The organism is Methylobacterium sp. E-045 (genome assembly GCF_022829685.1).
Taxonomy (GTDB): domain Bacteria; phylum Pseudomonadota; class Alphaproteobacteria; order Rhizobiales; family Beijerinckiaceae; genus Methylobacterium.
In genome coordinates this window covers 26,011-50,641 of record NZ_JAKSYE010000044.1, presented here as the reverse complement: position 1 = coordinate 50,641, position 24,631 = coordinate 26,011, and the positions used below count along the sequence as shown (strand labels likewise).

21 protein-coding genes, 1 tRNA gene and 1 pseudogene are annotated in these 24,631 nt (G+C 64.7%); 13 read left to right on the top strand and 10 right to left on the bottom strand.

The window, feature by feature from the left end:
- The first annotated feature begins 198 nt into the window (after window positions 1-198).
- The 5 genes and pseudogenes from MKK51_RS05330 to MKK51_RS05310 all read left to right on the top strand — a co-directional run bounded on the left by MKK51_RS05330 (window position 199) and on the right by MKK51_RS05310 (window position 5,806).
- Complete coding sequence (locus MKK51_RS05330; RefSeq protein ID WP_243975469.1) at window positions 199-924, top strand: hypothetical protein; 726 nt, start codon at window positions 199-201, stop codon at window positions 922-924.
- A gap of 144 nt (window positions 925-1,068) precedes the next feature.
- Window positions 1,069-1,836, top strand: coding sequence for a class I SAM-dependent methyltransferase (locus MKK51_RS05325; RefSeq protein ID WP_243975468.1), 768 nt, complete (start codon window positions 1,069-1,071; stop codon window positions 1,834-1,836).
- Window positions 1,833-3,056 carry an MFS transporter gene (locus MKK51_RS05320; RefSeq protein WP_243975467.1) on the top strand — a complete coding sequence of 408 codons (1,224 nt, stop codon included), beginning with the start codon at window positions 1,833-1,835 and terminating at the stop codon, window positions 3,054-3,056. The genes MKK51_RS05325 and MKK51_RS05320 overlap by 4 nt, the downstream gene beginning before the upstream one ends.
- A gap of 389 nt (window positions 3,057-3,445) precedes the next feature.
- On the top strand, window positions 3,446-4,882 hold the full coding sequence (locus MKK51_RS05315) for a carbohydrate porin (RefSeq protein WP_243975466.1): 1,437 nt from the start codon (window positions 3,446-3,448) through the stop codon (window positions 4,880-4,882).
- Window positions 4,883-5,138: 256 nt separating this feature from the next.
- Window positions 5,139-5,806, top strand: a pseudogene (locus tag MKK51_RS05310) (hypothetical protein).
- 248 nt (window positions 5,807-6,054) lie between these two features.
- On the opposite strand, the gene MKK51_RS05305 reads toward MKK51_RS05310, so the two are convergent.
- From MKK51_RS05305 to MKK51_RS05295, 3 genes are all read right to left on the bottom strand, one after another.
- Window positions 6,055-6,130, bottom strand: a tRNA-Lys gene (locus tag MKK51_RS05305).
- Window positions 6,131-6,218: 88 nt separating this feature from the next.
- A complete protein-coding gene (gene tgt, locus MKK51_RS05300) occupies window positions 6,219-7,388 on the bottom strand; it encodes a tRNA guanosine(34) transglycosylase Tgt (RefSeq protein WP_243975465.1) in 1,170 nt (389 codons plus the stop codon).
- 22 nt (window positions 7,389-7,410) lie between these two features.
- Complete coding sequence (locus MKK51_RS05295) at window positions 7,411-8,268, bottom strand: aminoglycoside adenylyltransferase domain-containing protein (protein WP_243975464.1); 858 nt, start codon at window positions 8,266-8,268, stop codon at window positions 7,411-7,413.
- A gap of 815 nt (window positions 8,269-9,083) precedes the next feature.
- Between MKK51_RS05295 and MKK51_RS05290 the strand changes: the two genes are divergently transcribed.
- Entirely contained in the window at window positions 9,084-9,878 is a 795-nt protein-coding gene (locus MKK51_RS05290) for a DUF4239 domain-containing protein (RefSeq protein ID WP_243975463.1), read from the top strand.
- Window positions 9,879-9,929: 51 nt separating this feature from the next.
- Here MKK51_RS05290 and queA read toward each other — a convergent pair whose 3' ends face one another.
- Entirely contained in the window at window positions 9,930-11,018 is a 1,089-nt protein-coding gene (gene queA / locus MKK51_RS05285) for a tRNA preQ1(34) S-adenosylmethionine ribosyltransferase-isomerase QueA (RefSeq protein WP_243975462.1), read from the bottom strand.
- Window positions 11,019-11,288: 270 nt separating this feature from the next.
- On the opposite strand from queA, the gene MKK51_RS05280 reads away from it, so the two are divergent.
- The 4 genes from MKK51_RS05280 to MKK51_RS05265 all read left to right on the top strand — a co-directional run bounded on the left by MKK51_RS05280 (window position 11,289) and on the right by MKK51_RS05265 (window position 15,570).
- Window positions 11,289-11,555: a hypothetical protein gene (locus MKK51_RS05280; RefSeq protein ID WP_243975461.1), complete on the top strand. Its 267-nt coding sequence runs from the start codon at window positions 11,289-11,291 to the stop codon at window positions 11,553-11,555.
- Window positions 11,556-11,690: 135 nt separating this feature from the next.
- Complete coding sequence (locus MKK51_RS05275) at window positions 11,691-12,578, top strand: cation diffusion facilitator family transporter (RefSeq protein ID WP_243975460.1); 888 nt, start codon at window positions 11,691-11,693, stop codon at window positions 12,576-12,578.
- A 142-nt stretch (window positions 12,579-12,720) separates the two neighbouring features.
- Entirely contained in the window at window positions 12,721-14,529 is a 1,809-nt protein-coding gene (locus tag MKK51_RS05270; RefSeq protein ID WP_243975457.1) for a hypothetical protein, read from the top strand.
- A gap of 582 nt (window positions 14,530-15,111) precedes the next feature.
- The gene (locus MKK51_RS05265) at window positions 15,112-15,570 is read left to right on the top strand and encodes a GNAT family N-acetyltransferase (RefSeq protein WP_243975455.1); all 459 of its coding nucleotides are present in this window, start codon (window positions 15,112-15,114) and stop codon (window positions 15,568-15,570) included.
- A gap of 187 nt (window positions 15,571-15,757) precedes the next feature.
- Here MKK51_RS05265 and MKK51_RS05260 read toward each other — a convergent pair whose 3' ends face one another.
- Entirely contained in the window at window positions 15,758-17,194 is a 1,437-nt protein-coding gene (locus MKK51_RS05260) for an IS1182 family transposase (RefSeq protein ID WP_243975453.1), read from the bottom strand.
- A 67-nt stretch (window positions 17,195-17,261) separates the two neighbouring features.
- Between MKK51_RS05260 and MKK51_RS05255 the strand changes: the two genes are divergently transcribed.
- On the top strand, window positions 17,262-17,660 hold the full coding sequence (locus tag MKK51_RS05255; protein ID WP_243975452.1) for a hypothetical protein: 399 nt from the start codon (window positions 17,262-17,264) through the stop codon (window positions 17,658-17,660).
- 184 nt (window positions 17,661-17,844) lie between these two features.
- Here the strand turns inward: MKK51_RS05255 and MKK51_RS05250 are convergent, their stop codons facing one another.
- Window positions 17,845-18,342, bottom strand: coding sequence for a DUF417 family protein (locus MKK51_RS05250; protein WP_243975449.1), 498 nt, complete (start codon window positions 18,340-18,342; stop codon window positions 17,845-17,847).
- A 23-nt stretch (window positions 18,343-18,365) separates the two neighbouring features.
- Here MKK51_RS05250 and MKK51_RS05245 point away from each other — a divergent pair, with 23 nt between their 5' ends.
- Window positions 18,366-18,965, top strand: coding sequence for a MarR family winged helix-turn-helix transcriptional regulator (locus MKK51_RS05245; protein ID WP_243975448.1), 600 nt, complete (start codon window positions 18,366-18,368; stop codon window positions 18,963-18,965).
- A 227-nt stretch (window positions 18,966-19,192) separates the two neighbouring features.
- Here MKK51_RS05245 and MKK51_RS05240 read toward each other — a convergent pair whose 3' ends face one another.
- From MKK51_RS05240 to MKK51_RS05230, 3 genes are all read right to left on the bottom strand, one after another.
- Window positions 19,193-19,579 carry a hypothetical protein gene (locus tag MKK51_RS05240; RefSeq protein ID WP_243975446.1) on the bottom strand — a complete coding sequence of 129 codons (387 nt, stop codon included), beginning with the start codon at window positions 19,577-19,579 and terminating at the stop codon, window positions 19,193-19,195.
- Window positions 19,580-19,600: 21 nt separating this feature from the next.
- Window positions 19,601-20,026, bottom strand: a complete 426-nt coding sequence (locus tag MKK51_RS05235) for a hypothetical protein (protein ID WP_243975444.1) — start codon at window positions 20,024-20,026, stop codon at window positions 19,601-19,603.
- Between the two features lie 176 nt (window positions 20,027-20,202).
- Window positions 20,203-22,338, bottom strand: a complete 2,136-nt coding sequence (locus MKK51_RS05230) for a TonB-dependent siderophore receptor (RefSeq protein ID WP_243975442.1) — start codon at window positions 22,336-22,338, stop codon at window positions 20,203-20,205.
- 200 nt (window positions 22,339-22,538) lie between these two features.
- Here MKK51_RS05230 and MKK51_RS05225 point away from each other — a divergent pair, with 200 nt between their 5' ends.
- Window positions 22,539-23,339, top strand: coding sequence for an AraC family transcriptional regulator (locus tag MKK51_RS05225; RefSeq protein WP_243975440.1), 801 nt, complete (start codon window positions 22,539-22,541; stop codon window positions 23,337-23,339).
- Between the two features lie 187 nt (window positions 23,340-23,526).
- On the opposite strand, the gene trpS is transcribed toward MKK51_RS05225, so the two are convergent.
- Window positions 23,527-24,543 (bottom strand): tryptophan--tRNA ligase, encoded by a 1,017-nt coding sequence (gene trpS, locus MKK51_RS05220; protein ID WP_243975439.1) that lies wholly within the window; start codon window positions 24,541-24,543, stop codon window positions 23,527-23,529.
- Window positions 24,544-24,631 lie beyond the last annotated feature (88 nt).

Here is a 24,631-nt window from a genome sequence, read left to right as displayed (position 1 = left end):
GGCACCGGAGCTGTTCATGCCAGCCTTCTCCGCTTGGCCAGCTGCGCTCGCTCGACCAGCTCCGCCGGCCAAGCTTCCCGTGGCGGAGCGGCCAACCGTACACTAACTTTACCCTTGGACCACCTCGTGGGGGCCGATCAGATGCGATCTGCAGTTGTTTGACTGATTTCTCAGCGTAGTCCGATGAATATCTGCGCAATGAACATCGTCTTCATTGAAATCAGCATGAATCTGCAGCCTTCTATGATCATCGATGGAGTTCCGTCTGTGACCTTGGGAACGTTGAACTCATCCTTGCGATCGGACTTCCAACCCGTGTCGGACGACCTCGACGGGACGCGCCTCTGGCGCCGGCGTCTGTTCGAGGCGGAGGCCGGACTCACGCGGTTCGTCGCCGAGATGCGGGCCGGCACCCAGATGGAAGAACTTCTGCAGACCAAACGGGCCATATTCGAGCAGTTGCCCGAAGACGAGGACGAGGCCGAGTGGAAGGCGGCCTTCTTTCGCGGACAGGCGCTCATGGAGCGGTTCGTCGTCCGCAGCTTCGGGCTGGAGCAACTGGCGGCGTGGGCGGCTGCTAACAGCACGATCTACGCGGCCGTCGATGCCGAGCCGAAGCATGACGCGACCGTTCCGCTCCGACGCCTCGACGAGCAGGCGACGCTCTACGGGTCGGAGAGGGCGTGGGTCGAGTACGGCAGTGGGATATCGACACTGCGGATCCGTCACTGCGCGATCTGGGACTACCGCGAGCAGGCCCGCAGCCGCGGCGTCGAGCTGACCTTGAAGGCGCCTTGCGAATACTGCGTTCCCGCCACGACGGCGATGATCACCAACAAGGGACTTCACGCGACGCACGAGCTCACCGAGGCCGCTGACGGCCCGGGCTGCATCTGGACGGCCTCGCAGCTCCGGCCGTGCTGACGCGTCGGTGACATCCCGGACATCGTCGATCTCGAACAGGAAAACCGTATGACCCTTGGTCTCGCAACCACCGATCGCTATCGCGTCCGCTACGACGAGGTCTCGCCGCTGCGCCAAGCCCTCGACATCGAGCCCGTCCTGGCGATGGTGCCGTCGTCGGCACGCGATCTGCTCGATGTCGGCTGCGGAACCGGCGATCTCCTGGAGCGTGCCGCCGCGCGGCTCAGGGGTCTCAAGCGGCTGGTTGGCATCGATCTTTCCGACGAGCGCGTCGCCATCGCCCGGACGAAACTCGCCGCGAAGCCGGTCCGGTCCGAGTTCCATGCGGCCGATCTGAGGGTCGGCACGCCGCCCGTCGGAACGTTCGACTGCATCCTCATGACGTCGGTGCTGCACTGGCTCCATCCGGTGGAAGCCGAGGTGTTCCGCGCCATCGGCCGGCATGCCAAGCCCAAAGGGGTCTTCATTCTGTCGACCTATCATCCGCTGATCACGGACAGCGGGCTGGGCGGCACGGACGACGTCGTGCATGCCGCGCTGCTCCACCTGGGCTGGTCCCGCGACGAGGCCGCAGCGTTCTTCGACCGCCCCGACGCCCTGCCGATCTCGAAGCGAACGCGATCGAAACGCGAGATCAAGGATGCGCTATCGCCGAATTTCGAAATCGACTGCGTTGTCGATCGCAATGCGGCAATGTGCGTAAACAGCGCCGATCAATACTTGAAGTACCACAGTGCGACTTTCGGCGGATACTATTCGGGGCGGCTTGATGTCGACACCCGCGAAGCTTTTTTCGATGCGTTGGGGGAGGAGGCGATGACTCGCATGGCCGAGCGCGGCCATGTCACGGAAATGCCGGTCCGCATCTGGCGGACCGTCAACGCCCAGGACAAGCGGATCGACGTCGTATGACCTCCATCCGCCTTCGCGAAACCGTGCCGCTCCTGGGCAGGCTGCTTCCGTTCTACGGGGTCCTGTTCCTGTTCGGCACGGAGACCTTCGTCATCTCGCCAATCCTCCCGCAGATCTCCGGCGATCTCGGGTCGACGGTACCTGCGACGGCCGTGGCGGCCGCATCCTACGTGATCGTCTATGCCAGCCTGGCGCCGTTCCTCGCCTACTTCTCCGACTCGGTCAGCCGCAGCGCCACCCTGATTGGCGGGCTGGCGACCTTCGTCCTCGGCAATGCGCTGGCCGCCCACAGCCAGGGTATCGAGAGCTTCGTCGCGGCGCGTGCCGCGAACGGTCTCGGGGCGGCGCTCGCCGGGCCCGCCGTCTGGGCGTCGATCGTCACCCTGGCGCCGCCCGAGGCGCGCAGCCGGCTGATCGGCCTCGGCATGGCGGTGTTCTCGCTCGGCCAGGTCGCCGGAGTGCCGGCCGGCGGCCTGCTCACGTCCGGCTTCGGCTGGCGCGCGGTGTTCGTCGTCATAGCCTTCGCGACCGCTCTCGCCGCTGTGGCGATCGGCTGGGTGTCGAGACGTGGCGCATCCGCCGAACCGCCTCCCGCGGCCTCCGGCTTCCACGTCTTTTCACTCTGGCGCGATGAGCGGGCGTCGCGGGTCCTCCTGCTGAGTGTGTCCTTCCACGCGGCGAATCTCGGCGCCTATGCCTATGCCGGCGCGATTCTGGCCTCCCGATACGGGCTGGCCGTCGATCAGATCGGCGCGGTCGGCATCGCTGTCGGCTCGGGCAGCATCGCCGGTGCGCTTCTCGCCGGACGCTTGAGCGACCGGGCGCGGCAGAGTCACGGCTCCGCTGCAGGGCGCCTGCCGCTGTGGTGTGGGCTCCTCGCCCTGTCCCTTCTCGCCACGGGCCTCGCGCCGACCCTCCCGCTGGCTCTCGTCGCGATTGGCTTGTGGTTCGTGGCCAGCGGAGCCTACGTCACCGACAGCCAGGCGATCGTCACGAGCGTGTCGGATCGATCCCGCTCGCTGGCCAGTGCCTGGAATACGACAGCGATGCATGCCGGAACCGCGATCGGAGTGTTCGTTCTCGGTCATGTCCTGAGGGCAGGGATTGCGGTCTTCGTCGCCGCGGCGTTGCTGGCGACCGGCGCCCTGATGTTCAGCCTGACCCTCCTGGCGAGCCGCCGCAGGCGGACGGCGGCAGATCCCGAGGCCCACCGGCTGTGAGGCGGCGGCAGGACATACCGCCGGGCCATCCGATCCGGGCACGGCTTGGTTCGTGCGATGCATCGAGTTGGCGCTCGGGATATCGGCACGACAAAGGGAAGCATCCTACTCTCTGCTGACCCAACAGATAATAATCGTTTCTATCTTGAGTCAATTATTTAATTAATATAAAAATATTGATCTTACACATAATGGAACACTAGCGTCTCTAGTTATTTCTTATAACAAGCTCAATATTTCTTTTAGAGCAATTTATGTTTTGCTTAATATTCATGACAAATGAAACAGCAGCGAGATTTATTGCAAGAGGCGGCCGCATTGGTACGAAGATTTGGCATCTGTCGACAAAATAGTTGGATTCCGGCCAACAATCGCAAGAGGGGCATATCATGCAGACGGTCGGCAGGGCATCGCGCATCCAGGCGCGGGCAGACGGAACTCTCGCATCGCGGCTCGCTGTGAGATGCTCGGTCTTCGCAGTCGCATCGGCGGCCTTGACGTTCGCTACGAACCCGGCGCGAGCTCAGGCATCCGACATCAAGTCGGCCTTCGCGCCGGCGGTCGCAGCGGCTCAGGCTGCGAAGACCGCGTCGGGGACCGGTGCGGACGACGAGACTGCCAAGTTCAAGTACTTCGACAGCTTGGGCGAAAAGGGTTGGATCGTGCCTCGTCCCAGCACCGCTGAATCGGTCATCGCCGATACCGGCGGCGTCCGGAGCGCGCTGGCCGAATACGGAATTGGCTTCCTCGGCCTCGGCAGCTACTCCTTCTTCGTGGACACGCTGCAGCAGTCCGGCGGACGTCAGGTCTACAACGGCCAGCAGCCGACATTCGGCTCCTCGACGACCTTTGCCGCCAGTCTCAATCTCGATCTATACGGCGTTCCGAATGCTCAGATCACGGCGGCCGGCACACGTTTGACGACCACCTGGAGGCCGTTCGGGCCGCCGGCGTTCAGTCTGCAGCGACTGAATTACTACCAGTCTTTTTTCAACGGCAAGCTCGAATTAAAGGTCGGTTACACGACAAACAACTATGAATTCTTCGGCACGTCGGTCGGCGGAAACATCATCTCCGGCACGCTCGGCCCGAACGCGAACATCCTCTATCAGGCCGGCATGGCGCGCACGCCACTGACCGCGCCCGCGATCAACGTACGCTGGAATGGGCCCGACAACATCTACGTGAAATCCGGCGTTCAGCGCAGCATCAGCCCGGACGGCTCCGAAGCGGAGCACGACGCCAACCCCAGCGGGTTTCGTTTCCGGACACCGAAGGCGAGCGCGCTCTTCATCAACGAGGTCGGCTACAAGCGCCTGGCTTCCGGCGACGAGCTGTCGCTCTGGGTCCGCGGCGGCTTTCTATACAACGACAGCCCGTACACGATCTTCGGAACGACGCGGACATCCTCGAACGCTGCTTTCGCCCTCCTGGCGGATACACAACTGCTGAAGACCGATCCGGTGTACCCTGAGCGCGGCATCTACGGCGGCGTCAGCTTCCTGAAGGGCGACCCCAACGTTGACGGAACGGATCAATACTACGAAGGCCGCCTCTACGGCGTTGGTGTGATCCCGCAGCGGCCCAAGGACTTCATCAGCCTCGTCTACACGCACAACAAGTTCAGCGATCGGGTTTTTGCCATCACGCAGGCACGGGGATTTCCTGCCGTCGATCGGATCAACAATCTCACCGTCTCCTATTCGATCCATCTCGCTAGAGGCGTATTCCTCAACAACGGACTGACCTATGGCGATCACGCCGCGACATCGCCCATCACGCGACCGGTCCTAGTCTTCGCAAGCGCACTGGCCGTCGTGTTTTGACGTTTATCTGTAATTGTCCTTAGAGTGCTGGCCTGAACGAGTGCAGGCGGCTTTTACTCGCCAGTATTGTTCGCTGACACAAGAAACCTCGAGTTCCAGCTCGGAGCACGCGTGAAACGCCTTCGTATGACCGTGAAGAGTGCGAAGCCGTCGACTGTCTCTGCTACACGAAGGCTGCTTTCTTGAACTTAGGTGTGCAGTCCCGCGGTGTGGTGGCATCAGTTTAGCTGAGGGCCGGCATACATCGGGAGGCGTTATGGGACAGGTTCTTCACGGCTGCGCCACGACCACGCACGCGGTCAGAGCAGCGCTACAGCGATCGAAAGCTTCGCTCAAAGATCTTGCGGCACAGCATGGACTGAACCCCAAGACGGTCGCGACGTGGCGCAAGCGTGCCTTCGTGCATGACGCGGCGATGGGACCGAAAACGCCGCGCTCGACCGTGCTCACGACCGAAGAGGAGGCGATCATCGTTGCCCACCGCCGGCACACCCTCTTGCCGCTCGACGACTGCCTCTACGCGCTCCAGGCCACCATCCCCCACCTGACCCGCTCGTCGCTGCATCGCTGTCTGCAGCGGCATGGGATCAGCCGGTTACCTGAGGTCGGCGGCGACAAGCCCGGCAAACAAGCCTTCAAGGCCTATCCGATCGGCTTCTTCCACATCGACATCGCAGAGATTCGCACCGGCGAAGGCAAGCTGTACCTCTGGGTGGCCATCGACAGGACAAGCGCTACCACTACGACAGCCACGATCAGCTGAGGGAACACCTCGCCGCCTTCCTGGATGCCTACAACTTCGCTCGGCGGCTCAAGACCCTACGCGGCCTCACCCCATACGAAGCGACATGCCGAGCCTGGGCAGACGATCGAAGCCGCTTCAGATACGATCCAACCCATCTCACCTCGGGACTGAACACCTAGGGTAGATCGGCATCCAGGCTACTTTGGCGGGCGCGGAAGACGTGGCCGGTCAGACCCCGCAGCACGTACGCAGGAGCTTGGACCTGTGCCCAGTTGGCCGTGTTGCGTGGAGCTGGCTAGCACGGATCTCAGGGCGTCGTGACCCTTTGTAATTACTCGACTCGTGTTGCGGTTCGCCGCAAACCGACAAGCTTGATACTAGGCCATAAAGAAACCCGCCAAGTCGTTGACCCGGCGGGCAAAAACAGTGGTGAGCGCGCTGGGACTCGAACCCAGGACCTACAGATTAAAAGTCCGTTGCTCTACCAGCTGAGCTACGCGCTCGCTTGCTCTGAAGCGCCGGGCCCGACGGGGCGGTCCGGCCTGCTGTCGTGAGAAGCGTGGCTCGCAATAGGGGGTTGGGCGGAAGGGGTCAACCGGCCAGAGTCACGCTGGCACGCTCGGCCGCGGCGCGGGCCCAGGCCTCGCGGGTCTCGCCGGAGAAATCCGCGAGGCGGCCTGCGGCAATAGCTCCTCGCATTCCGGCCATCAGGTCCTGGTAGTAGGACAGGTTGTTCCAGGTCAGCAGCATCATGCCCAGAATCTCGTCGGTGCGGACGAGATGGTGGAGGTAGGCGCGGGAATAGTCGCGCGCCGCCGGGCAGGTGGAGGTCTCGTCGAGGGGACGGGTATCCTCGGCGAACCGGGCATTGCGCAGGTTGATCCGTCCGAAGCGGGTATAGGCGAGGCCGTGGCGGCCGGCGCGAGTCGGCATCACGCAGTCGAACATGTCGATGCCGCGCGCCACCGAGCGCATCAGGTCGTCGGGCGTGCCGACACCCATGAGGTACCGTGGCTTGTCCCTGGGGAGATGCGGCTCCACCGTCTCGATCATCGCCAGCATCACCGCCTGCGGCTCGCCCACGGCCAGGCCGCCGATGGCGTAGCCCTTGAGATCGAGATCGACGAGCCCCCTCGCACTCTCGACGCGCAGGTCCGGCAGGTCGCCACCCTGGACGATGCCGAACATCGCCTTGCCCGGCTGCTCGCCGAACTGGAGCCGGCAGCGCTCGGCCCAGCGCAGGGACAACCGCATGGCGCTCTCGATGGCCGGCCGCTCGGCGGGGAGCCGCACGCATTCATCGAGCTGCATCTGAATGTCCGAGCCGAGGAGCCCCTGGATCTCGATGGAGCGCTCCGGGCTCATGTGATGGGCCGAGCCGTCCACATGCGAGCGAAAGGTCACGCCCTGCTCGTCGAGTTTCCTCAAGGCGGAGAGAGACATCACCTGGAAACCACCGGAATCGGTGAGGATCGGATGCGGCCAGTTCATGAACTGGTGGAGGCCCCCCAGACGCTCCATGCGTTCGGGGCCGGGACGCAGCATCAGATGATAGGTGTTGCCGAGCACCACGTCGGCGCCGAGGTCCCGAACCTGGCCCGGATACATCGCCTTGACGGTGGCCGCCGTCCCCACCGGCATGAAGGCCGGCGTGCGGATCGTCCCGCGCGGCATCGAGATCGCCCCGGTGCGGGCCTGGCCGTCGGTGGCGTCGACGCGGAAAGTGAAGTCCGGCGTGGACAGGGAGCGGGGATCGGACATCGCTGGCGCGCCGTTCTTAAGGTCAGGGGTGGCCGGCCGGTGAGGCCGGATCGAGGGCCTGATACCCCCTGGCCTCGGCGATGACGAGCCGCATCAGGGCGAGGCCGGGGCCGATGCGATCAAGGGGAAGGCGAGTGACGGCGCCGGTCCGCGCCGATAGCGCATCCCGGATGACGGGGTGCCAGACCGGTTCCATCCGCGTCCGGGCCCAGATCCCGGGCTGGGATTTCGAGACGATCCGTCCCGTCTCCAGGGTGCAGGCGATGCGGCACACGCCGAGCACACCCCACGCCAGAGCCAAAGCATTGGCGTCAGTCCCCGCCGGCTTGGCGGCGAGATCCGCTTCGCATCGTGCGATCCGCGCGGTCCAATAGGTGTCGAGATTCTTGATTTGGGAGGCCCGCAGGAGGTCGGGATCGTCGGCGATGCCGAGCGCTGACGGAGGCGGCCCCGATACCGTCAGCCCGTTCCGGGCGAGGCAACGCCATGTGACAGGGCCAAACTCCTGACACGGCCTGTCCGCGACGAGCACGCCGTCGAGGCTGTAGGGTACGATGGCCGGCACGGCGGGTGGCGAGCGCAAGTGCTCAGGGCACAGATAGAGACCATCGACGGAGGGGCCGCCGGCCTGCTGCGCGAGGACGGCATGGATCTGCCTCAGCCGGGCGATAGCCTCCGGCTCCGGCGGCTGTGGAAGGAGCGCGACGACGTCGATGTCGCTGACTCCGTCGTGAAAGTCGCAGAGCGCCAGCGACCCCACGAGGTAGAGCCCTATCATTGGGACTGCCGGAGCCTCGCCAAGAAGCGTCCGATAGGTGTGCAGGCGGTGCTCGACCGCCGCCGGCAGCAACGCCGTCATGCTCGCGATGTCCACTGCCATGGCAACCTCGCGGTATCCCGTCCCGCAGCCGCCGGATCGGCGCGTCACGAAAGCGACATTCCGGAGAGTGCCCCTCGACCATCGCAACGATCGTCGACCCCCGCGCCAGTACCCGGAATGCCGTCTACGCGCGTGGGCCGACCTTACCGGAACACACTCCCTTGAGGAGGGGAAACAGGTCGCGGCATGCAGGCGCCATCGCAATGGCCGCGACGCTAATCACAGATCCCGGGACCGATAATATCACTTCGAAACGAGCAACCGCAAATTTATCGCTCGACCCGACGTAGCGATGGTCGAACGAAAACAGAAGGACAATGGATCCGAACGCCGAGACGGCGAGGATGACCAATGGGCATACGAGCCACTTCGTAGTTCAAACATTGGACGACGCCCCCCGCATTCCAATCTTCATGAAACGTCGCAACTCTCGCAGCCATGGTCCCGGTTCCAGGGTCACGCCATCGGGAAGGAGGGAGACGAGAAACGCTCCGCCTGTTCGGGGGCGCGTATCGGAAACCGGAATCCACAGGCTCCACGGATGAGCGGCTGGCGCGGCCCGAGATGCGCTCATTTCGGGTCATCGCCCGCTTCGCGTCATGCGTCCCGGACAGGGGTGACGCATCCGCGATTCAATCCAGCCGACGACAGCGAGCATCATCCTATCGTAGCTCGGTCGCGAACCCGTGTGATCGTTCACAGGGGCACTGGCCCGCACCGATCTCAGCGCGTATCGGCCATCCATCGGTCGCCCGGGAAATCGAGAAATCGATTGCCTCGACATGAGGCGACCCACGCGATCGAGAGGTCTATCGATGCTCCTGGGACTCTGGCTCGATCAGCCGATATGGCTGATGATCGTCATCCTCGCCTCCCTGTTTGCCACAGTCTCGATCGCCTTGGTCGTCCTGACGAACGTCCCCTACACCCGGACCCATCTGCTCAACAATGTCGGCGGCATCGTCGCGTCGTTCTTCAGCTCGATCGGCATCCTGCTCGCACTGCTGACCGGCTTCGTGGCAAACGATGCCTGGGAGCGCCAGGGGAAGGCGTCGCGCATCGTTCAGACCGAGCGGGCCAATCTGATCGCCGCCTACGATCTCAGCGAGGCCACGGTCTCGGACATGTCGGACATTCAGAAGGCGCTGCTCGCCTATGCGGATGCGGTAATCTCCGACGAGTTCCCGAAGATGGGAACCAAGACCCCCTATTCCAGCGAGGCGGGCGCCGCGCTCAGCAGGCTCATGAAGATGGTGGCCGACCCGGTTCAGACCAGCGCATCCGGTATCGTCGCTCATACCGCCCTGATGACCACGGTCATGAATCTGCGGGAGGCTCGCGGCGAGCGGCTGGCCCTGACCGCGAGCGAGAGCGACGATTCGAAATGGATGACCTTGCTGTTTCTCTGCACCCTGACGCTCATCTCCATCGGCATCGTTCATGTCGACAAGCCGCGGGCTCAGGTGATCACGCTCGTCATCTTCTCCACGGCGATGGTCGGAACGCTGTCTGTCATCGCGCTCCACGAGCGGCCCTTCGACGGCCCCTTCGCCCTCGGTCCCGGTGCCTTTGAGCGTGCCAAGAGCATGATGACGACCCATATGGAATGAGCCTCCGATCGGCGAGGGCGGGTCGCGACGGTGCGCTGCCGCCGCCGGCCTTCACGTCGGTGGCGCGGGAAACAGCAGGCTTGAATCCCCATACGAGTAGAATCGATAACCTTCCTCGACGGCATGCGCATAGGCCGCCCGCATCGTCTCCAGGCCCGAGAACGCCGAGACCAGCATGAACAGGGTCGAGCGCGGCAGGTGGAAGTTGGTCATCAGAGCATCCACGGCGCGGATCGGGGTGCCGGGCGTGATGAAGATGTCGGTGGGGCCGGCGAAGGCGCTGAGCCGGCCGTCCCCATCCGCCACGCTCTCGAGCAGGCGCAGGGCCGTGGTCCCGACCGCGACGATGCGGCCACCGTCGGCGCGCACGGCGTTGAGGGCCTCGGCCGTCGCCTGATCGAGGTAGCCGATCTCGGCATGCATCCGGTGGTCGTCGGTGTCGTCGGCCTTGACGGGGAGGAAGGTGCCCGCGCCCACATGCAGCGTCACGCTGTGCCGTGCGATCCCGGCAGCGTCGATCCGGGCGAGGAGGTCGTCGGAAAAGTGCAGGCCCGCGGTGGGGGCGGCCACGGCTCCGGCCTCGCGGGCGTAGATCGTCTGATAATCCACCACATCCCGCGCGTCGGTGCTGCGCTTGCCCGCGATGTAGGGCGGCAGCGGCAGTTCGCCGGCGAGCGCGATGGCCTCGTCGAGGGCGGGACCGGAGAGGTCGAAGCGCAGCACGATTTCGCCCCCCGCCCCCTTCTCCGCGATGGTGGCGTCGAGGAAGCCGAGGGCGCAGGCTTCGCTTTCGCCATCCCGCCCGAAACGGACCCTGTCGCCGACGGCGAGGCGCTTGCCCGGCCGGGCGAAGGCGCGCCAGCGTTCGGGCGCTTCGCGAAGGTGGAGCATCGCCTCCATGCGCAGGCCCGGTGAGCCAACGCGATGCCGGACGCCGCGGAGACGGGCCGGGATCACGCGGGTGTCGTTGAAGACGAGGGCATCGCCCGGTCTCAGCAGATCGGCGAGATCGCGCACGGCCCGGTCCTCCAGCGCCTCGCCGGGACGGACCACCAGCAGTCGCCCGGCATCGCGGGGCTGGGGGGGCCTGAGGGCGATGCTCGCTTCGGGCAGATCGAAATCGAAGAGGTCGACGCGCATCGCGCGCCAACAGCACGGTTCCTGGCTCGGGATCAATGGCCGATGACGGCCTCCAGCCCGATGCCGGGTCGGGGGGACGTCGTCGTGCAGGCGGAAACGGCATGACGGATAGCGGCCGACGATGCGTGGCTTGCATGGCTCGCGGTTCTTTACGTGCCTACAACCTTCACATGCATCGCATTGTTACAGATCACGTTGAAAACAACCTTGACCGCACCGAAGCGAAGCGGCGTGGTATCGAAACAATCGTGTCCAAACTCGGTTCGTGTGATGACTGAAAATTCCAAGACCGGCACGACCAATACCAAGGTTCCGCGCCGTCGGGTCACACTGGATTCGCAGTTGGTGTCCTATTGGGAGCGCGAAGCCCGGCGTCTCGACGCGATGGCGGCCAATGCCCGTTGGGGGTGGATGGCCCGGACCTATCTGCGCAAGGCCGAGCGGGCACGGGCCCAGGGGGCACGCAGCGCCGCACGCGAGGCGGAGCGTCGGACGGGCGCAGTGCCCGGACCGCAGGAGGGCGAGCCCGAGACATAGCCGCGACTAAACCCTTCACCGGTGGGTTCAACCTTTGCCGTGGCCTTCTCGACGGGGATGATCGTATGGGCGGGGCCGCCTAGCGCCACGCCCTGCTCCTTCACCCGGCGGGCTCGTCACGGATCGGCACCGGAAATGGACCGCACCCAGAAAGCCGCTCTCGCGAGCGCCGGAATCGGCGCCTTCGTGATGGCGCTCAAATTCGCCGCCTATTGGCTCACCGGCAGTCTCGCGCTCTATTCCGACGCGCTGGAGAGCATCATCAACGTGGCGGCGGCGGCCTTCGCCTTCGTCGCCCTCCGGGTGGCCGCGGCACCGGCCGACGACGACCACCCCTACGGCCATCACAAGGCCGAGTACTTTTCCGCGGTGATCGAGGGCGCCCTCATCATCGTGGCCGCGATCCTCATCCTGCGCGAATCGTTCTACGGCCTGCTCGATCCCAAGCCCCTCGATGCACCGATGCTGGGGCTCGCCGTGAACGGTCTTGCCACGGCCGTCAACGGGGTTTGGGCCGTGGCGCTGCTCGGTCGCGGCAAGGCGTGGCGGTCGCCCGCCCTCGTCGCCGATGCCCGTCACGTGATGGCGGACGTGGTCACCTCGGGCGGGGTGCTGATCGGCGTCGCCCTGGTGGCGGTCACCGGAACCCTGATCCTCGACCCGCTCATCGCCGGGCTCGTCGCCATGAACATCCTGTGGTCGGGCTGGACCATGGTGCGCGATTCCGTGAGCGGCCTCCTCGACAAGGCGGCGCCCGCCGAAATGGTGACCCAGATCCGCACGTTGATCTCGGATCACGGGGAGGGGGCGCTGGAGGCGCATGACGTCCGGACACGCCATGCCGGGCAGGCGACCTTCATCGACTTCCACCTCGTGGTGCCCGGCGAAATGACCGTGAAGGACTCCCACGACATCTGCGACCGCCTGGAGAATGCCATCGAGGGCGCCATCGAGGGGGCCGTCGTGGTCATCCACGTGGAGCCGGCCGAGCACGCCAAGGGACGCGGCGTGCCCGTGGTGTAGGGGCGATCCCCCCGGAATCCGGCAACAATCCACCGCCACGCGCACCGTCGTTCGAGCGTCATCCGACCCCCCTAATGTCCGCCACGCCCGGCGCATTGACGTCCGCTCGTCGGCGGACGCGTCCGGGCGGGGATGAGACCGCATGACCGCCTATTCCGTCGCGACCGGCATGACGCAGACCGCTCGCCTCGACCTCGCGGGCGGCGACAGCCTGCAGGTGGACGGAACCCTCTCGGTCTCCGACAAGAGCCAGTCCGTGCGCTTCCAGGCCGCCCCGGACGGGGCCGAGATCCACAATGACGGCCTCATCGAGAACACCGCCAGCGGCGGCCGCGCGATCCGCTTCGAGACCGCCATCGGACCGGATCTCACCGCGACCCTCGACAATGGCGGCGACATCCTCAGCATCGACGACGCCGTGCAGGTCCAGTCCGGCTCCGTCGCCGCCGGGACGCTCACCATCACCACGGCGATCGGCTCGACCCTCGTCTCCGCCGAAGGCCAGGCCCTCGACCTCGCCTCGACCTCGGGCACGTTCCTCGCCGAGATCGACAATGCGGGATCGCTGCTGGCGCTGGTCTCCGACGGCGTGCGGATCGGCGCGACCCTCGATCTCGTCAACAGCGGCACCCTCCAGGGCGGTTCGGCTGCGGGCTACGTCCAGGGCGCCGACGGGATCCAGTTCGAGGACGGGGCGAGCGGGACGGTGCGCAACGCGGCCGGCGGCGCCATCCTCGGCGACCGCCACGGCATCAACATGGGCGAGGACAGCCTCGTCAAGGTGACGAACGAGGCCGGTGCCCGCATCCTCGGCGGCAACGGCTCCGGCATCGGCTCGGACGGCACGGCCACCGTGATCAACCACGGCACCATCACGGGCTCCTTCGCCGATGCGGACGGTTCCGACGTCAACGGCGCGACGCCCGGTGCCGAGGACGGCGGCGGCCCGGACGGAATCCATGACGGCGACGGCGACGGGATCGACATCGATCTCCGGGCAACGATCGAGAACCACGGCACCATCCGCGGCCTCGGCGCCGGCGGCACCGGCTCCGACGGCCTGCCCAACACGGCGGAAGGCATCGCGGCGGGCGGCGGCGACATCGTCAACCTCGCCGGCGCGCGGATCTACGGCGCCGGCCTCGGAATCCTCATCGACGACTCGTCGCAGGGGGACGCGCCCTTCGTGACCCACATCGACAATGCGGGGCTGATCCAGGGCGGGTCGGGCATCGCCGTCAGAATCGTCAGCGCCCTCGACGATGTCGTCACCAACAGCGGCCGCATCCTCGGCACCGGCGGCACCGCGATCCAGTTCGGCTCCGGCGACAACACGCTGGCCATCGAGACGGGGTCGGCCATCCGGGGCGTGAGCCTGGGCGGCGACGGCACCGACACCCTCGACTATGCGGAGTTCGGCGCGTCGGCGCGGGTGCTGATCGACAGCGGCCGGGCCACGGGCACCGGCGGCGTCGCCGGCTTCGAGATCGTCAAAGGCTCGGCCTTCGCCGATTCGATGCGGGGCGATGACGGGGCCAACCGGTTCCTCGGAGGCGCGGGCGACGACCGCCTGTTCGGCGGCGGCGGCGACGACACCCTCACCGGCGGCGCGGGGACGGATGTCCTGCGCGGCGATGCCGGGGCCGACACCTTCGTGTTCGCTGTCGTGCCGGCGGCCGGCACGAAGGACCGGATCGTCGATTTCAGCCACGGCGAGGACAGGCTCGCCCTCGACGCGGGCGTCTTCACGGCCCTGACCGCCGGCCGGCTGCCGGACGAGGCCTTCGCCCTCGGCGCCGCGACCACGCAAGACCACCGCATCGTCTACGACGCGGCCAAGGGCCATCTCTTCTACGACGCCGACGGCTCCGGCAGCGCCCACGATGCGGTCCTCCTGGCGACGCTCCTCGGCAAGCCGGCGCTCACCGCCTCGGACGTGCTGGTGGTCTGACACCGGACCCGGGGGCAGGTTCGAGAGACCTTCCCCCTCGGAACCGGACGCGGCCCCCGGCCCGTCGGTCTCTGCCCCAGGTGCCGGCCTGCGGCTTCGCCGGCGGCAGGGTCGACCGGGCGTGGTCGAGCGTCCGAGGAGGGACGGCATCGCCGGTGCGCCGGGCATCGGCACGGGGCTCGACACGCCCCGGCTCCCGTCCTCGATCGATGCCGGCGCTTCAGCGCCCTGGCGAAGGCTCCGGTGCGGGGCCGGGTCGACCCGAGCGACGGGAAGACCGCGCTCCCCGGCCCGGATGGCGCCGCGCGACAGCTGTCATTCCCGATCGAGCTCCGTCGACACCGGCAGCATTCAGGGGATCGACCTCGCGGGCAAGGACCGAGACTCCGCAACGGCGCCAAGTTCATTGCTGGCTTCAGAAGACCGACTGATGCGGCACCCCAGGCAGAGCCGCTAGCCCGTGTCCAACCTCTGACCCTGGGTACCTACCCCGGAACGTCCGAGAGGGGTGGCAACCGGACCCTGGCCTTTCGTCCCAGAGCGGTCATTCCTCAACTGCACTGGCTATGGCAGCATGGGTTTATGACGCCGAGCCTTCGACCAGCCACCAGCGACGACCTCACCGCCGTCAAAGAGATCGTCCAGGCCGCCTACACCCACTACGTCGCCCGTATCGGTCGCGAACCCGGACCGATGCTTAACGACTATGCGGCGCTGATCAACGAGGGGCGGATGTGTGTCGCCGAGCGCGATGGCCGCGTGCAGGGCATCGTCGTTCTAATCCCGCAGGACGACGCGATGCTACTCGACAACGTAGCCGTCGCACCGATGGCGCAGGGCTCGGGCTTGGGCCACTTCTTGTTGGCGTTCGCGGAGCGTGCGGCGCTTCAGGCAGGTTACGGAGCGATCAAACTCTACACGAACGAGGCGATGACGGAGAACATCGCCCTCTACGCACGCATCGGATACGCGGAGACACACCGGGCTGAAGAGAATGGTCTACGGCGGGTCTACATGCGCAAGCCACTGAGCGAGGCATAATCGGCTGCAGTTCCGCCTCCCACCCAACCCGGTCGTACGCCGTGTCCCGCTAAGCAGCCTGAAAGCGGACCTTCCCAGAGCCCGCTAAGGGTCGATTCCGGAAGGGCTGCTGAGGGTGGAGGCAGTGTGAGAACGTATTTGCGGCCTGGAGAGATCTGACAGCGCATCGCGCAGAGGGTCAGGGCTTTCAGCCTCGGATGGCTGCGATGAGGGGGCCGGCACCGAGGATCGCGATCACCCGCTTCATGTTGTAGGCGAGAACCTGCAGGCTCATCTCACTGGCCACGTTCCTCAACCCCCGGGTCAGGAAGTGGGTCGCTCCCATCCAGGCTTTGAAGGTGCCGAAGACGTGCTCGACCGTCTGACGGCGATCACGCATGGCGTTCGGATTCTTGTCGAACCGACGCTGCACGGCTTCCAGCACGTGCTCGTGTTCCCAACGCGTGATGCGACGATGCTCGGCGGGCGTGCAAAGGTTCTTGATCGGGCAATTCGAACAGGCCGACGCCCAGTACCGCCGTAGGGTCATCCCGTTCTCGATGCTCTCGAAGCGATAGGTCAGCGTCTGGTCCCCCGGGCAGCGATAGGTGTCGTCGCTCGCCTGGTAGACAAGGTCCTGCTTGCCGAATCGGCCTTCGGCCTTCGCACCGGACGTCATCGGCTTTGGCAGGGTGACCGCGATCCCCGCCCGGTCGCAGGCCAGGATCTCCTCACCGGAGAAGTAGCCCCGATCCGCCAGGACCTGGATGGCTTCCTCGCCCGTGGCGGCCTGAGCTTGCCCCGCGATATTGGCGAGTTGGGTGCGGTCGTCGCCGACGTTGGTCACTTCATGGGCGACGACGAGGTGATGCTTCGTGTCCACCGCTGCCTGGACGTTGTAGCCGACGAGCCCGGTGCCCTTGCCGTTCGTCGCCATGGCCCGTGCATCGGGGTCGGTCAGCGAGATCTGTCGGTCCGGAGCGGCCTCGACGAGCGTCTCCATCGCCTGCAGCGCGCGCAGCCGATCCCGGAGTGCAGAGAGCCGCTCCTTCAGGCGCGGGGTCCGAAGCTCTGCCACCTCGGCCTCCTGACGGTCGGCGGTCTCGAGGGCCGCAAGGTAGCGCACGATGCTCGTCTCGACCTGCTCGATGCGCCTGCGGACCGCGGCCGGGGTGAAGTTCCGGTCGCGCGTGTTCACGGCCTTGAACCGGCTGCCGTCAACGGCCACGACGCCTCCGGCCAGGAGACCGACCTGTCGGCAGAGCATCACGAAGTGCCGGCAGGTCGCGCGAAGCGCATCCCCGTTCTCGCGCCGGAAGTCCGCGATCGTCTTGAAGTCGGGTGCGAGGCGGCCGATCAGCCACATCAGTTCGACATTGCGGCCGGCCTCCCGTTCCAAGCGTCGGCTGGAGGGGATCTGGTTCAAGTAGCCGTACAGGTAGAGCTTCAACAGCGTCGCGGGATGATAGCCCGGTCGACCGGTGGCGGCGGGCGTCACGCCGACAAAGCCGAGGGCCGTGAGATCGAGCTCGTCGACGAACACATCGACGACGCGGGTCGGGTTATCCTGGGCGACGTAATCGTCCAGACAGGTAGGAAGCAACGTGACCTGATCACGGTCTGCCGCTTGGACAAAGCGTGCCATCTTTCATCTCCCGCCTTGGGAGAAAGACTATCATAATGAGCACGAACCCTGAACACGAAGATCGCCCATGCACACCGTTCGCATCTACGACATGGCTGACAGCATGCTCGATTTTGACCTGCGTCATATTCTGGCAGCGCTCGGAACGCAGGCCATCGAATACTCATGGATGGTGAGCGGTGTCGCTGCATACGATGCGGCTTTCGATGCGACGGGCGAACAGGCCGGACGTCTCGACGAGCTTGCGACCTCCGGCAGGCGGATCAGGGGAGATCGGCTGCGAGACCTCGCCAACGGAACCCAGCAGGTCATCTGGGGCGAGTTTCAGGCTTACGCGGATGCGAGCGCTACGGTGCCCGTGTTGATCGTGCGTGCCATCGACAGCAGCTTCTACGAGGTCGCCACCAACGACTCGTATGTCCTGCAAAACCTCAGGGCAACCTTCCGCGATGTCAGGTCAGCCTGATCGCCAAGCGCTCTTTTCACACCGCCTCGGTGGGATGCGGAACCCGGTCATCGCCGCGTCTGCGAGCGAGGAGATGCCGTCGAAAACGATTGCGGTGGAGCCGGCCGCAAGGCCCACGGTGGCGACCACCGAGACGGGTAGGATCCGCTGTTCGTCGGTCACGGCTCCCACGACGTCTGCCCCCTCACACCGTCGCGCGCAGCCGTGCAAGACTTTCGCCGAGCACGACAAGACTGACGCCGAGGAGCGCCACGTCCTTTATGAGGAATGAGCCCAGCGCATTCAGCCAGGGGAAGCCACCCGATCCCTCCTCCCAGATCGGAAGCGCGAGGAGCGTCGAGGAGGTGACTGCGAAGGTCAGGGACCCGATCGCGCCGGCGACAGTGCCTGCGCGCGCCGACCAGGGCGACGCCACGAACAGCAACGCCGTCAGGATCTCGACGGTGCCGAGCAGGTAGGAGGCGCCCGGCTCGCCGAAGGCGGAGTACAGCCAAGCGAGCCATGGCGTGCCGCCGATGACGGGCTTGAGCGCCTCGACCTCGACCGCGGTGAACTTGAGGATACCGATCATGAAGAGCGGCAGGACGACCCCTGCCAGCGCGAGAACGCGGCCGATGCCGGTGACGGCGATCGCACGGTTCTGCGCTCGGCGCGTCAGGCTCTGAAGGGACGGCGTTTGCATCGTGGCACTCCAATGTATGCGCCGTGCATATAATCACTCTCTACCTTGATGTCTATGCGCGGAGCATATATTTTCGCGACATGGTCGATCGAAGCGACAACGTGATCGGCGCGCTGGCGCTGGGTCTCTCAGATGCGATGCTGCGCGAGGCGCAGGCACAGGCTCCGGAGCTTGGGCCCGCAGCAGCGGCGTTGGCCCTCCTGGGTCATGATCCCGGCATGACGATCGAGCGGCTGCGCCGGTCCCTCGGGCTGTCGCATCCGGGCACGGTCCGCTTGGTCGACCGGCTGGTTGACGACGGGCTCGTGATCCGAACCCCCTCCGTCAAAGATCGGCGGACCGTCGCGCTCCAACTGACCGCCGCCGGCCGAGTGACGTGTCGGGCCGTGATTGCCTCCAGAGATCATGCGGTGACACAGGCGCTGACAGTTCTGACCGTCGAGGAGCGGAAGACCTTCGGGATCTTGGCAGAGAAGGTTCTGCGGGGCTTCGTCACCGATCTCGATCACGCCTACGCGGTCTGCCGGCTATGTGATTACGAGGCCTGCATCGGCTGCCCGGTCGACGCCGAACTGACCTGTCGCGACGAAGAAGGCGCGCAGGGCCGTGAGCGCAGTGTTTGATCACCCTGTTCCAGGGCGGCGCGCAATGACTCGGGAATGCCCGTCTTCCAGCCAAACCGTGTCTGTGAGGGCCGGGCAGTGTGCCGGTCAGCGGATTTTCGGAATGCCTGCGTCGGGTGGAGATGCGACGAACCGCTTCCGCCCGGACACGCATGGAAGCGGACATTGTCGTGCCGCCTGTTTCCCCTCCCAAAGCAGAACGACATCACGCCCGTTTGGGTGATTCCTCATCGGTCACTCAGTAAATCAGAGGCGACAGCCAAAGCCTCCTCACGGCCGGAGGCGACAACGATGGGGTATCCCCAAAACGCCTGGAACGCGGGACCGAACGATTTGATCGCCACGCGTTTCAGGGGTTTTTGTTCGACGACGATCATGGCCGCCACGAGATGGCGCAGACTGCCTTTATGTTTCTTCATCCACAGCGCCATACGTTTCCTCTCGTCATGCGTATGCTCGTGCTCCTTCGTCGGTGCATCCTCCGTCAGAAGGACGAACCGCGTGCCGCGTCCGAGGAGCTCCTCGAAATCCGCCAATTCGTCTTCGTGGTCGTGGCCGGGCTCTTCCGTAAACGTCATCCACACGAATGGAAAAGTGTCACACTTCATCGTCATTGCAGGCGTCCTTATTGAGACTTACCGGGCCGACCTGGATCGAATATCGCGCCATGATAGGAAAATGGACAGTGTACCCGGCACGGTAATGGCAATGATCGCCACGGCAATCAGATTATAGCCATCTCGAATACCATCGATGACGCCGGACAACGTGTTCAACGTCACGAGAAGCCCGCCGAGGATGAGCATGGACCACCGTGCCGCCGTGCGGTTCGACAGAGCGAGCAGGGGCGGAATGACCCAGCATCCATAATAGGCCGACACGAACAGCATCTGAGCCGGGCTAAAAACGATCGCAGGCAACCCGCCATCGGGCGAGACGCGTGAGTTCAGATACGTGAATAGTTGTATCGCGACGAATATCGAAGATCCGGCAGCGGTGACGAGCCAGGCAATCGACAGTTTCAAGTCGACAGGTTTCATGATTTTCACCATCTCGAGCATTTTCCATGATCTCCGGATCCCGAAAAATGCGCTCTGCTGTGGGGTTGCAGTGTCTTCACGCGAGCCGGCATCCACCTCGCTTGAACATGCTCAAGGACGAATCACGGGCAGCCGATCAGGAAGATCCAGTTGGATCTCTTCAGCATCTTGGATTTGTTGCCGCGCAAGCGGCGCGATCACCAGCGATACCCGACGCTGGCCGTGAAGCGGCGTTCTTCACCGTAGTTGCAGGAAGAGATGGAACTGCAGGACCCGACATAGCGGCGGTCGGCCATGTTGGATACGTTCAAGGCAAAGCGCCAGCCATCCCTGGCGTAGTGGATTGCCGAGTCGAACAAGACATATTCCGGAACTTTGAGGGTGTTGAAGGCATCGGCATAGGAATTCCCCACGTATCGGAGTCCGGCACCAACACCAAAACCCGCGAATGACCCCGTAGCGATCGTATAGTCGGCGAAGACAGAGGTCAGCGTGCTCGGTGTGGCGACCGGGATCTTCCCGATCTGGCTGTCCAGGCCGCGCGTGATGGCAATATCGAAGGCCGTGAAGGAGCCGACCAAGCTCAACTCTCGATTGATATTGGCAACGATCTGGGTCTCGAATCCCTTGGACCGCGTCTCGCCGATCTGGAGTTGATTGAAGGGATTTGTCGGATCGGCCGTCAGGGTATTGGATTGCGTGAGGTCGAACAGCGCAAAAGTGGCCGAGAACCTGTTGTCCGGGGGCTGATACTTGAGACCTGCCTCGTATTGGTCACCGGTCACCGGCTTGAAGGGTGTGCCTCCGAAGTTCGTCCCGACCTGAGGGTTGAAGAACGTCGAATAGCTCAGATAGGGCGCAAGCCCGTGATCGAAGTTATAGATCAGCGCGTAACGCTGTGTCGCGACATTGGCCTCTTGGCGGGTGCGGGTGGCCCTGAGTTTGTCGTCGACGTCATTCGTGGTGAAGTCGCCGCGTCCGCCGACGACGAGCTTCAGCCGATCGGTCAGATCGATCTGGTCCTGGGCATAGAGGCCGATCTGCTGGAAGGCGTCTCGGTTCACCAGATACGGGAACACGGGCGGCGCGGGGACACCGTATCTCGGCGCGAGGATATCGAAGCTGGTCGCGGGACCGCTACCGGCCTGCGTATCGTGAAGCTGGTATTGCTTATAGTCCAAACCGACCAGGAACGTATGCGCGAAGAAACCATCGTTGAATCGGGCGACCAATTGATTGTCGACGTTGAACAGGCGTGCTTGCGACGTCAAACGGTACCGGGCGCGGGGAATGATCGTCTGACGCGCATCCGAGTAGCCTTGCCCTGAGAAGAGCAGGGTATCCAGGCTCTCGACCTGAGAATATCGAAGGTTTTGACGGAACGTGAATGTGTCATTGAACGCATGCTCGAATTCATAGCCGACGTGAAACTGTGTTCGTCTGAACGTGTCGAGTTTCGGATCGGCGATATTGTACGATCGTGGGATGCGAAGCCCCAATGCCTGCGGCCGCACGGTTCCGTAGTAGGGAAGGAACGGACTCAGTCGACCCGTATCGTCATACTGGAAGCCGGCGAGAAGGGTGAACGACGTTGCCCCGTCGGGCTTGTACGTGATGGCGGGTGCGATGTACCCGCGGTTATCATCGACCCCGTCCACTTGGGTGCCGCCCTGCCGACCTAGGCCCGTGACGCGGTAGAACCAGTGGGGATCGGTCGAGGAGGGGCCTCCGAGGTCGAACGCGAGGTACTTCTGTCCGAACGATCCCCCGCCAGCTTCGACATGGCCGAACGGTACTTCGGTCGGCCGTTTGGTGATCAAATTGATGATTCCCCCGGGACCTCCCTGTCCGAAGAGAACCGCGGCGGGGCCACGCAAGACATCGATACGTTCCAGGCCGAAGTTTTCGCCTTGGAACCCAGAAAAACTGTAGCCAAGCAGTTGCAGCCCGTCTTTGTAGACACCGGTTCCCGTTGCATCGAACCCACGAATACTGAAAAAATCGCCAACCGTCGCCGGTCCGTGTGTGCTGTAGACGCCTGCGGTATAGGCGATTGCGTCCGACACCGTGTGAGGGCGTAGATCGTCCAGCTGCTTGCGGCCGATCACGGTGATCGACTGCGGCGTTTCGTTGAGAGGGGTATTTGTTTTCGTCGCCGTGGCTGCGCGCCGAGCAACGTAGCCATCGATCGGTCCGCGCGGATCGTCATGTGAACTTTGGCCGGTGACCGACAAGGTCTCCAGGGATACGGCAGCCTCTGCCGACGCGGAGGTCGTGACAGGCCGCTGCTGCGCAACCATGTTCTGCGCATGGCCGTCAGTGACCATGACCATCAGAGTCAGGCCAGACAGTAGGTACATGCTGGCACAGCGGTGGCGTCCCATCGATGATCTGCAAAGCCCGCATGATTTACGCGGCGAGATACATCCGGAAAGCAGATGGCATGTCTCCCGACTCACGAACCCGTACATGTTAAATCTTGACTCCCAGGCCTCGCAGGCTCGGATGCACATGGCATCTTTCGCTGCGGTCCATGAGCAAGTATCACAGGATCAAATCGAGGAGCCGCCAATATCCGCCGATGAAACGCCAATCGACCAGTCTTAGATTTAGAACAATGCAAGGGAAGTTTGCTGCCGGCTTCGTGTATGAGCAGCATGTCCACGAGCAGGCGCAACTCATCTTTACCGTATCTGGCACCATTCAGGTGGCGACAGACGTGGGACGATGGCTCGTGCCGCCTCAATTGGCGGTTTGGGCCCCGACGAATGCGGCGCACAGCGTGGAGGTGGTCTCGGATGCCGAAAGCTGGTCGATCTACTACGACGATCAGGCTTGCCGCCGCTGGGCGCCGCGAGGTCTTCCGGAAAGACCCTTCGTGCTCCGCATGACCCCGATCTTGAGGGAACTTCTGCGGGGCCTTTTTGAAGGTTCTCCGTCGTCGCAGAAAGCCGAGCTGATGGTTCGGCTCATACTGCATGAATTCATCGAGGTTCCAGCGCCCCCGACCTTCCTACCTCTGCCAACGAGCCACATCGGCAGGCGTTTGGCCGGTCTGGCATTGGCCGATCCCATGTGCCGCCTCAGCCTCTCACAGCTGGCGGCCCTCGCCGCGACATCGCCGCGCACGATCAGCCGTCTGTTTCCGGACGAGACCGGGCTGACCTTCAAGTCCTGGCGTCAACGCGCCCGCATCATCGCGGCAATTGACCGTCTGGCGATGGGAGACACGATGCTTTCGGCGGCAGGTTTTGTCGGCTTTACCTCGTTGTCGAGTTTCGCTCATTCGTTCCGGGCGGTGACCGGCTCATCCGTGTATGATTTCGGGACGTAAGCGGCAGCAACGGCCTCCGGGGGCGATGGTGCGATTTTTTTCGCATACGGGGTCGATTCCGGAAGGGCTGCTAAGGGTGGACGGCGGACCCAGACCCGTCGTCCCGAAGCCGTCGTCGCGCATCCCGCCCATCCCGGCCGGACGTCGGGATGGCTATCGGTCTTCGTCGCGGAAGCAGGCCGAAGGGTTAAAGGCTGAAGAGCCCCAACCCCTCCGTGACCTCCCGCTTCGTCTGCTCCGTGAGCGTGCGTCCCTTCGCCGAGCCTGTCCGCAGAATGTCCATGACGAGGTCCGGGTCGCGGGCGAGCTCGGCGCGACGCTCGCGGATCGGCGTTACCGTCGCCTGGAGGAGGCCGGTCAGCCGACGCTTGAGGACCATGTCGCCGAGACCGCCCCGCCGGTAATGCGCCTTGAGGTCGGCGACCGCTTGGAGATCGGGGTCGAACGCGTCGAGGTAGGTGAACACGACGTTCCCCTCGACGCGTCCGGGATCGGAGGCCCGTAGGTGGTCGGGATCGGTGTACATGCGCTGCACGGCGGCCTCGATCGCCGCATCGCTCGCTGAGAGTGGAACGGCGTTGCCCCGGGACTTGCTCATCTTTCCCCGGCCGTCCACGCCGGGCAGGCGTCCGATCGCCGGGATCAGCGCCGCCGCCTCGGGGAGGAGGTCGCGGCCGGCCTGCCGGTTCAGCCGCCGGACCAGTTCGTTCGTCTGCTCGATGAGGGGGGCCTGATCCTCGCCCACGGGCACGAGAGTCGCCTTGAAGGCGGTGATGTCGGCGGCCTGGGCGACGGGGTAGCACAGGAAGCCGGCGGGAATGTCCCGCCCGAACCCGCGCGCCTGGATTTCCTCCTTGATGGTCGGGTTGCGCTCGAGGCGAGCGACGGTGACGAAGTTCAGGTAGAGCAGCGTCAACTCGGCGAGGGCGGGCAGGGCGGACTGGACGCAGATCGTCGAGAGAGCCGGGTCGATCCCGACCGCGAGATAGTCGAGGGCGACCTCGAGGACGTTCCGGCGCACCCGCTCGGGATCGTGGGCGTTGTCGGTCATGGCCTGGGTGTCGGCGAGGAGCAGGTACTGCGCATGCGTCGCCTGCAGCGCGACGCGGTTGCGCAGCGAGCCGACGTAGTGGCCAAGATGCAGAGGCCCCGTGGTGCGGTCGCCGGTGAGGATGACGGGGCGGGGGGCGGTGTCCGAAGGCATGGAGAAGCTCCTGAGGTGGGAGCCGCTGCGTCTTCGTCGGGTCAGGAGAGACCTGGATCGTCACCGCGCCGCCGAACGCAGCGGCACA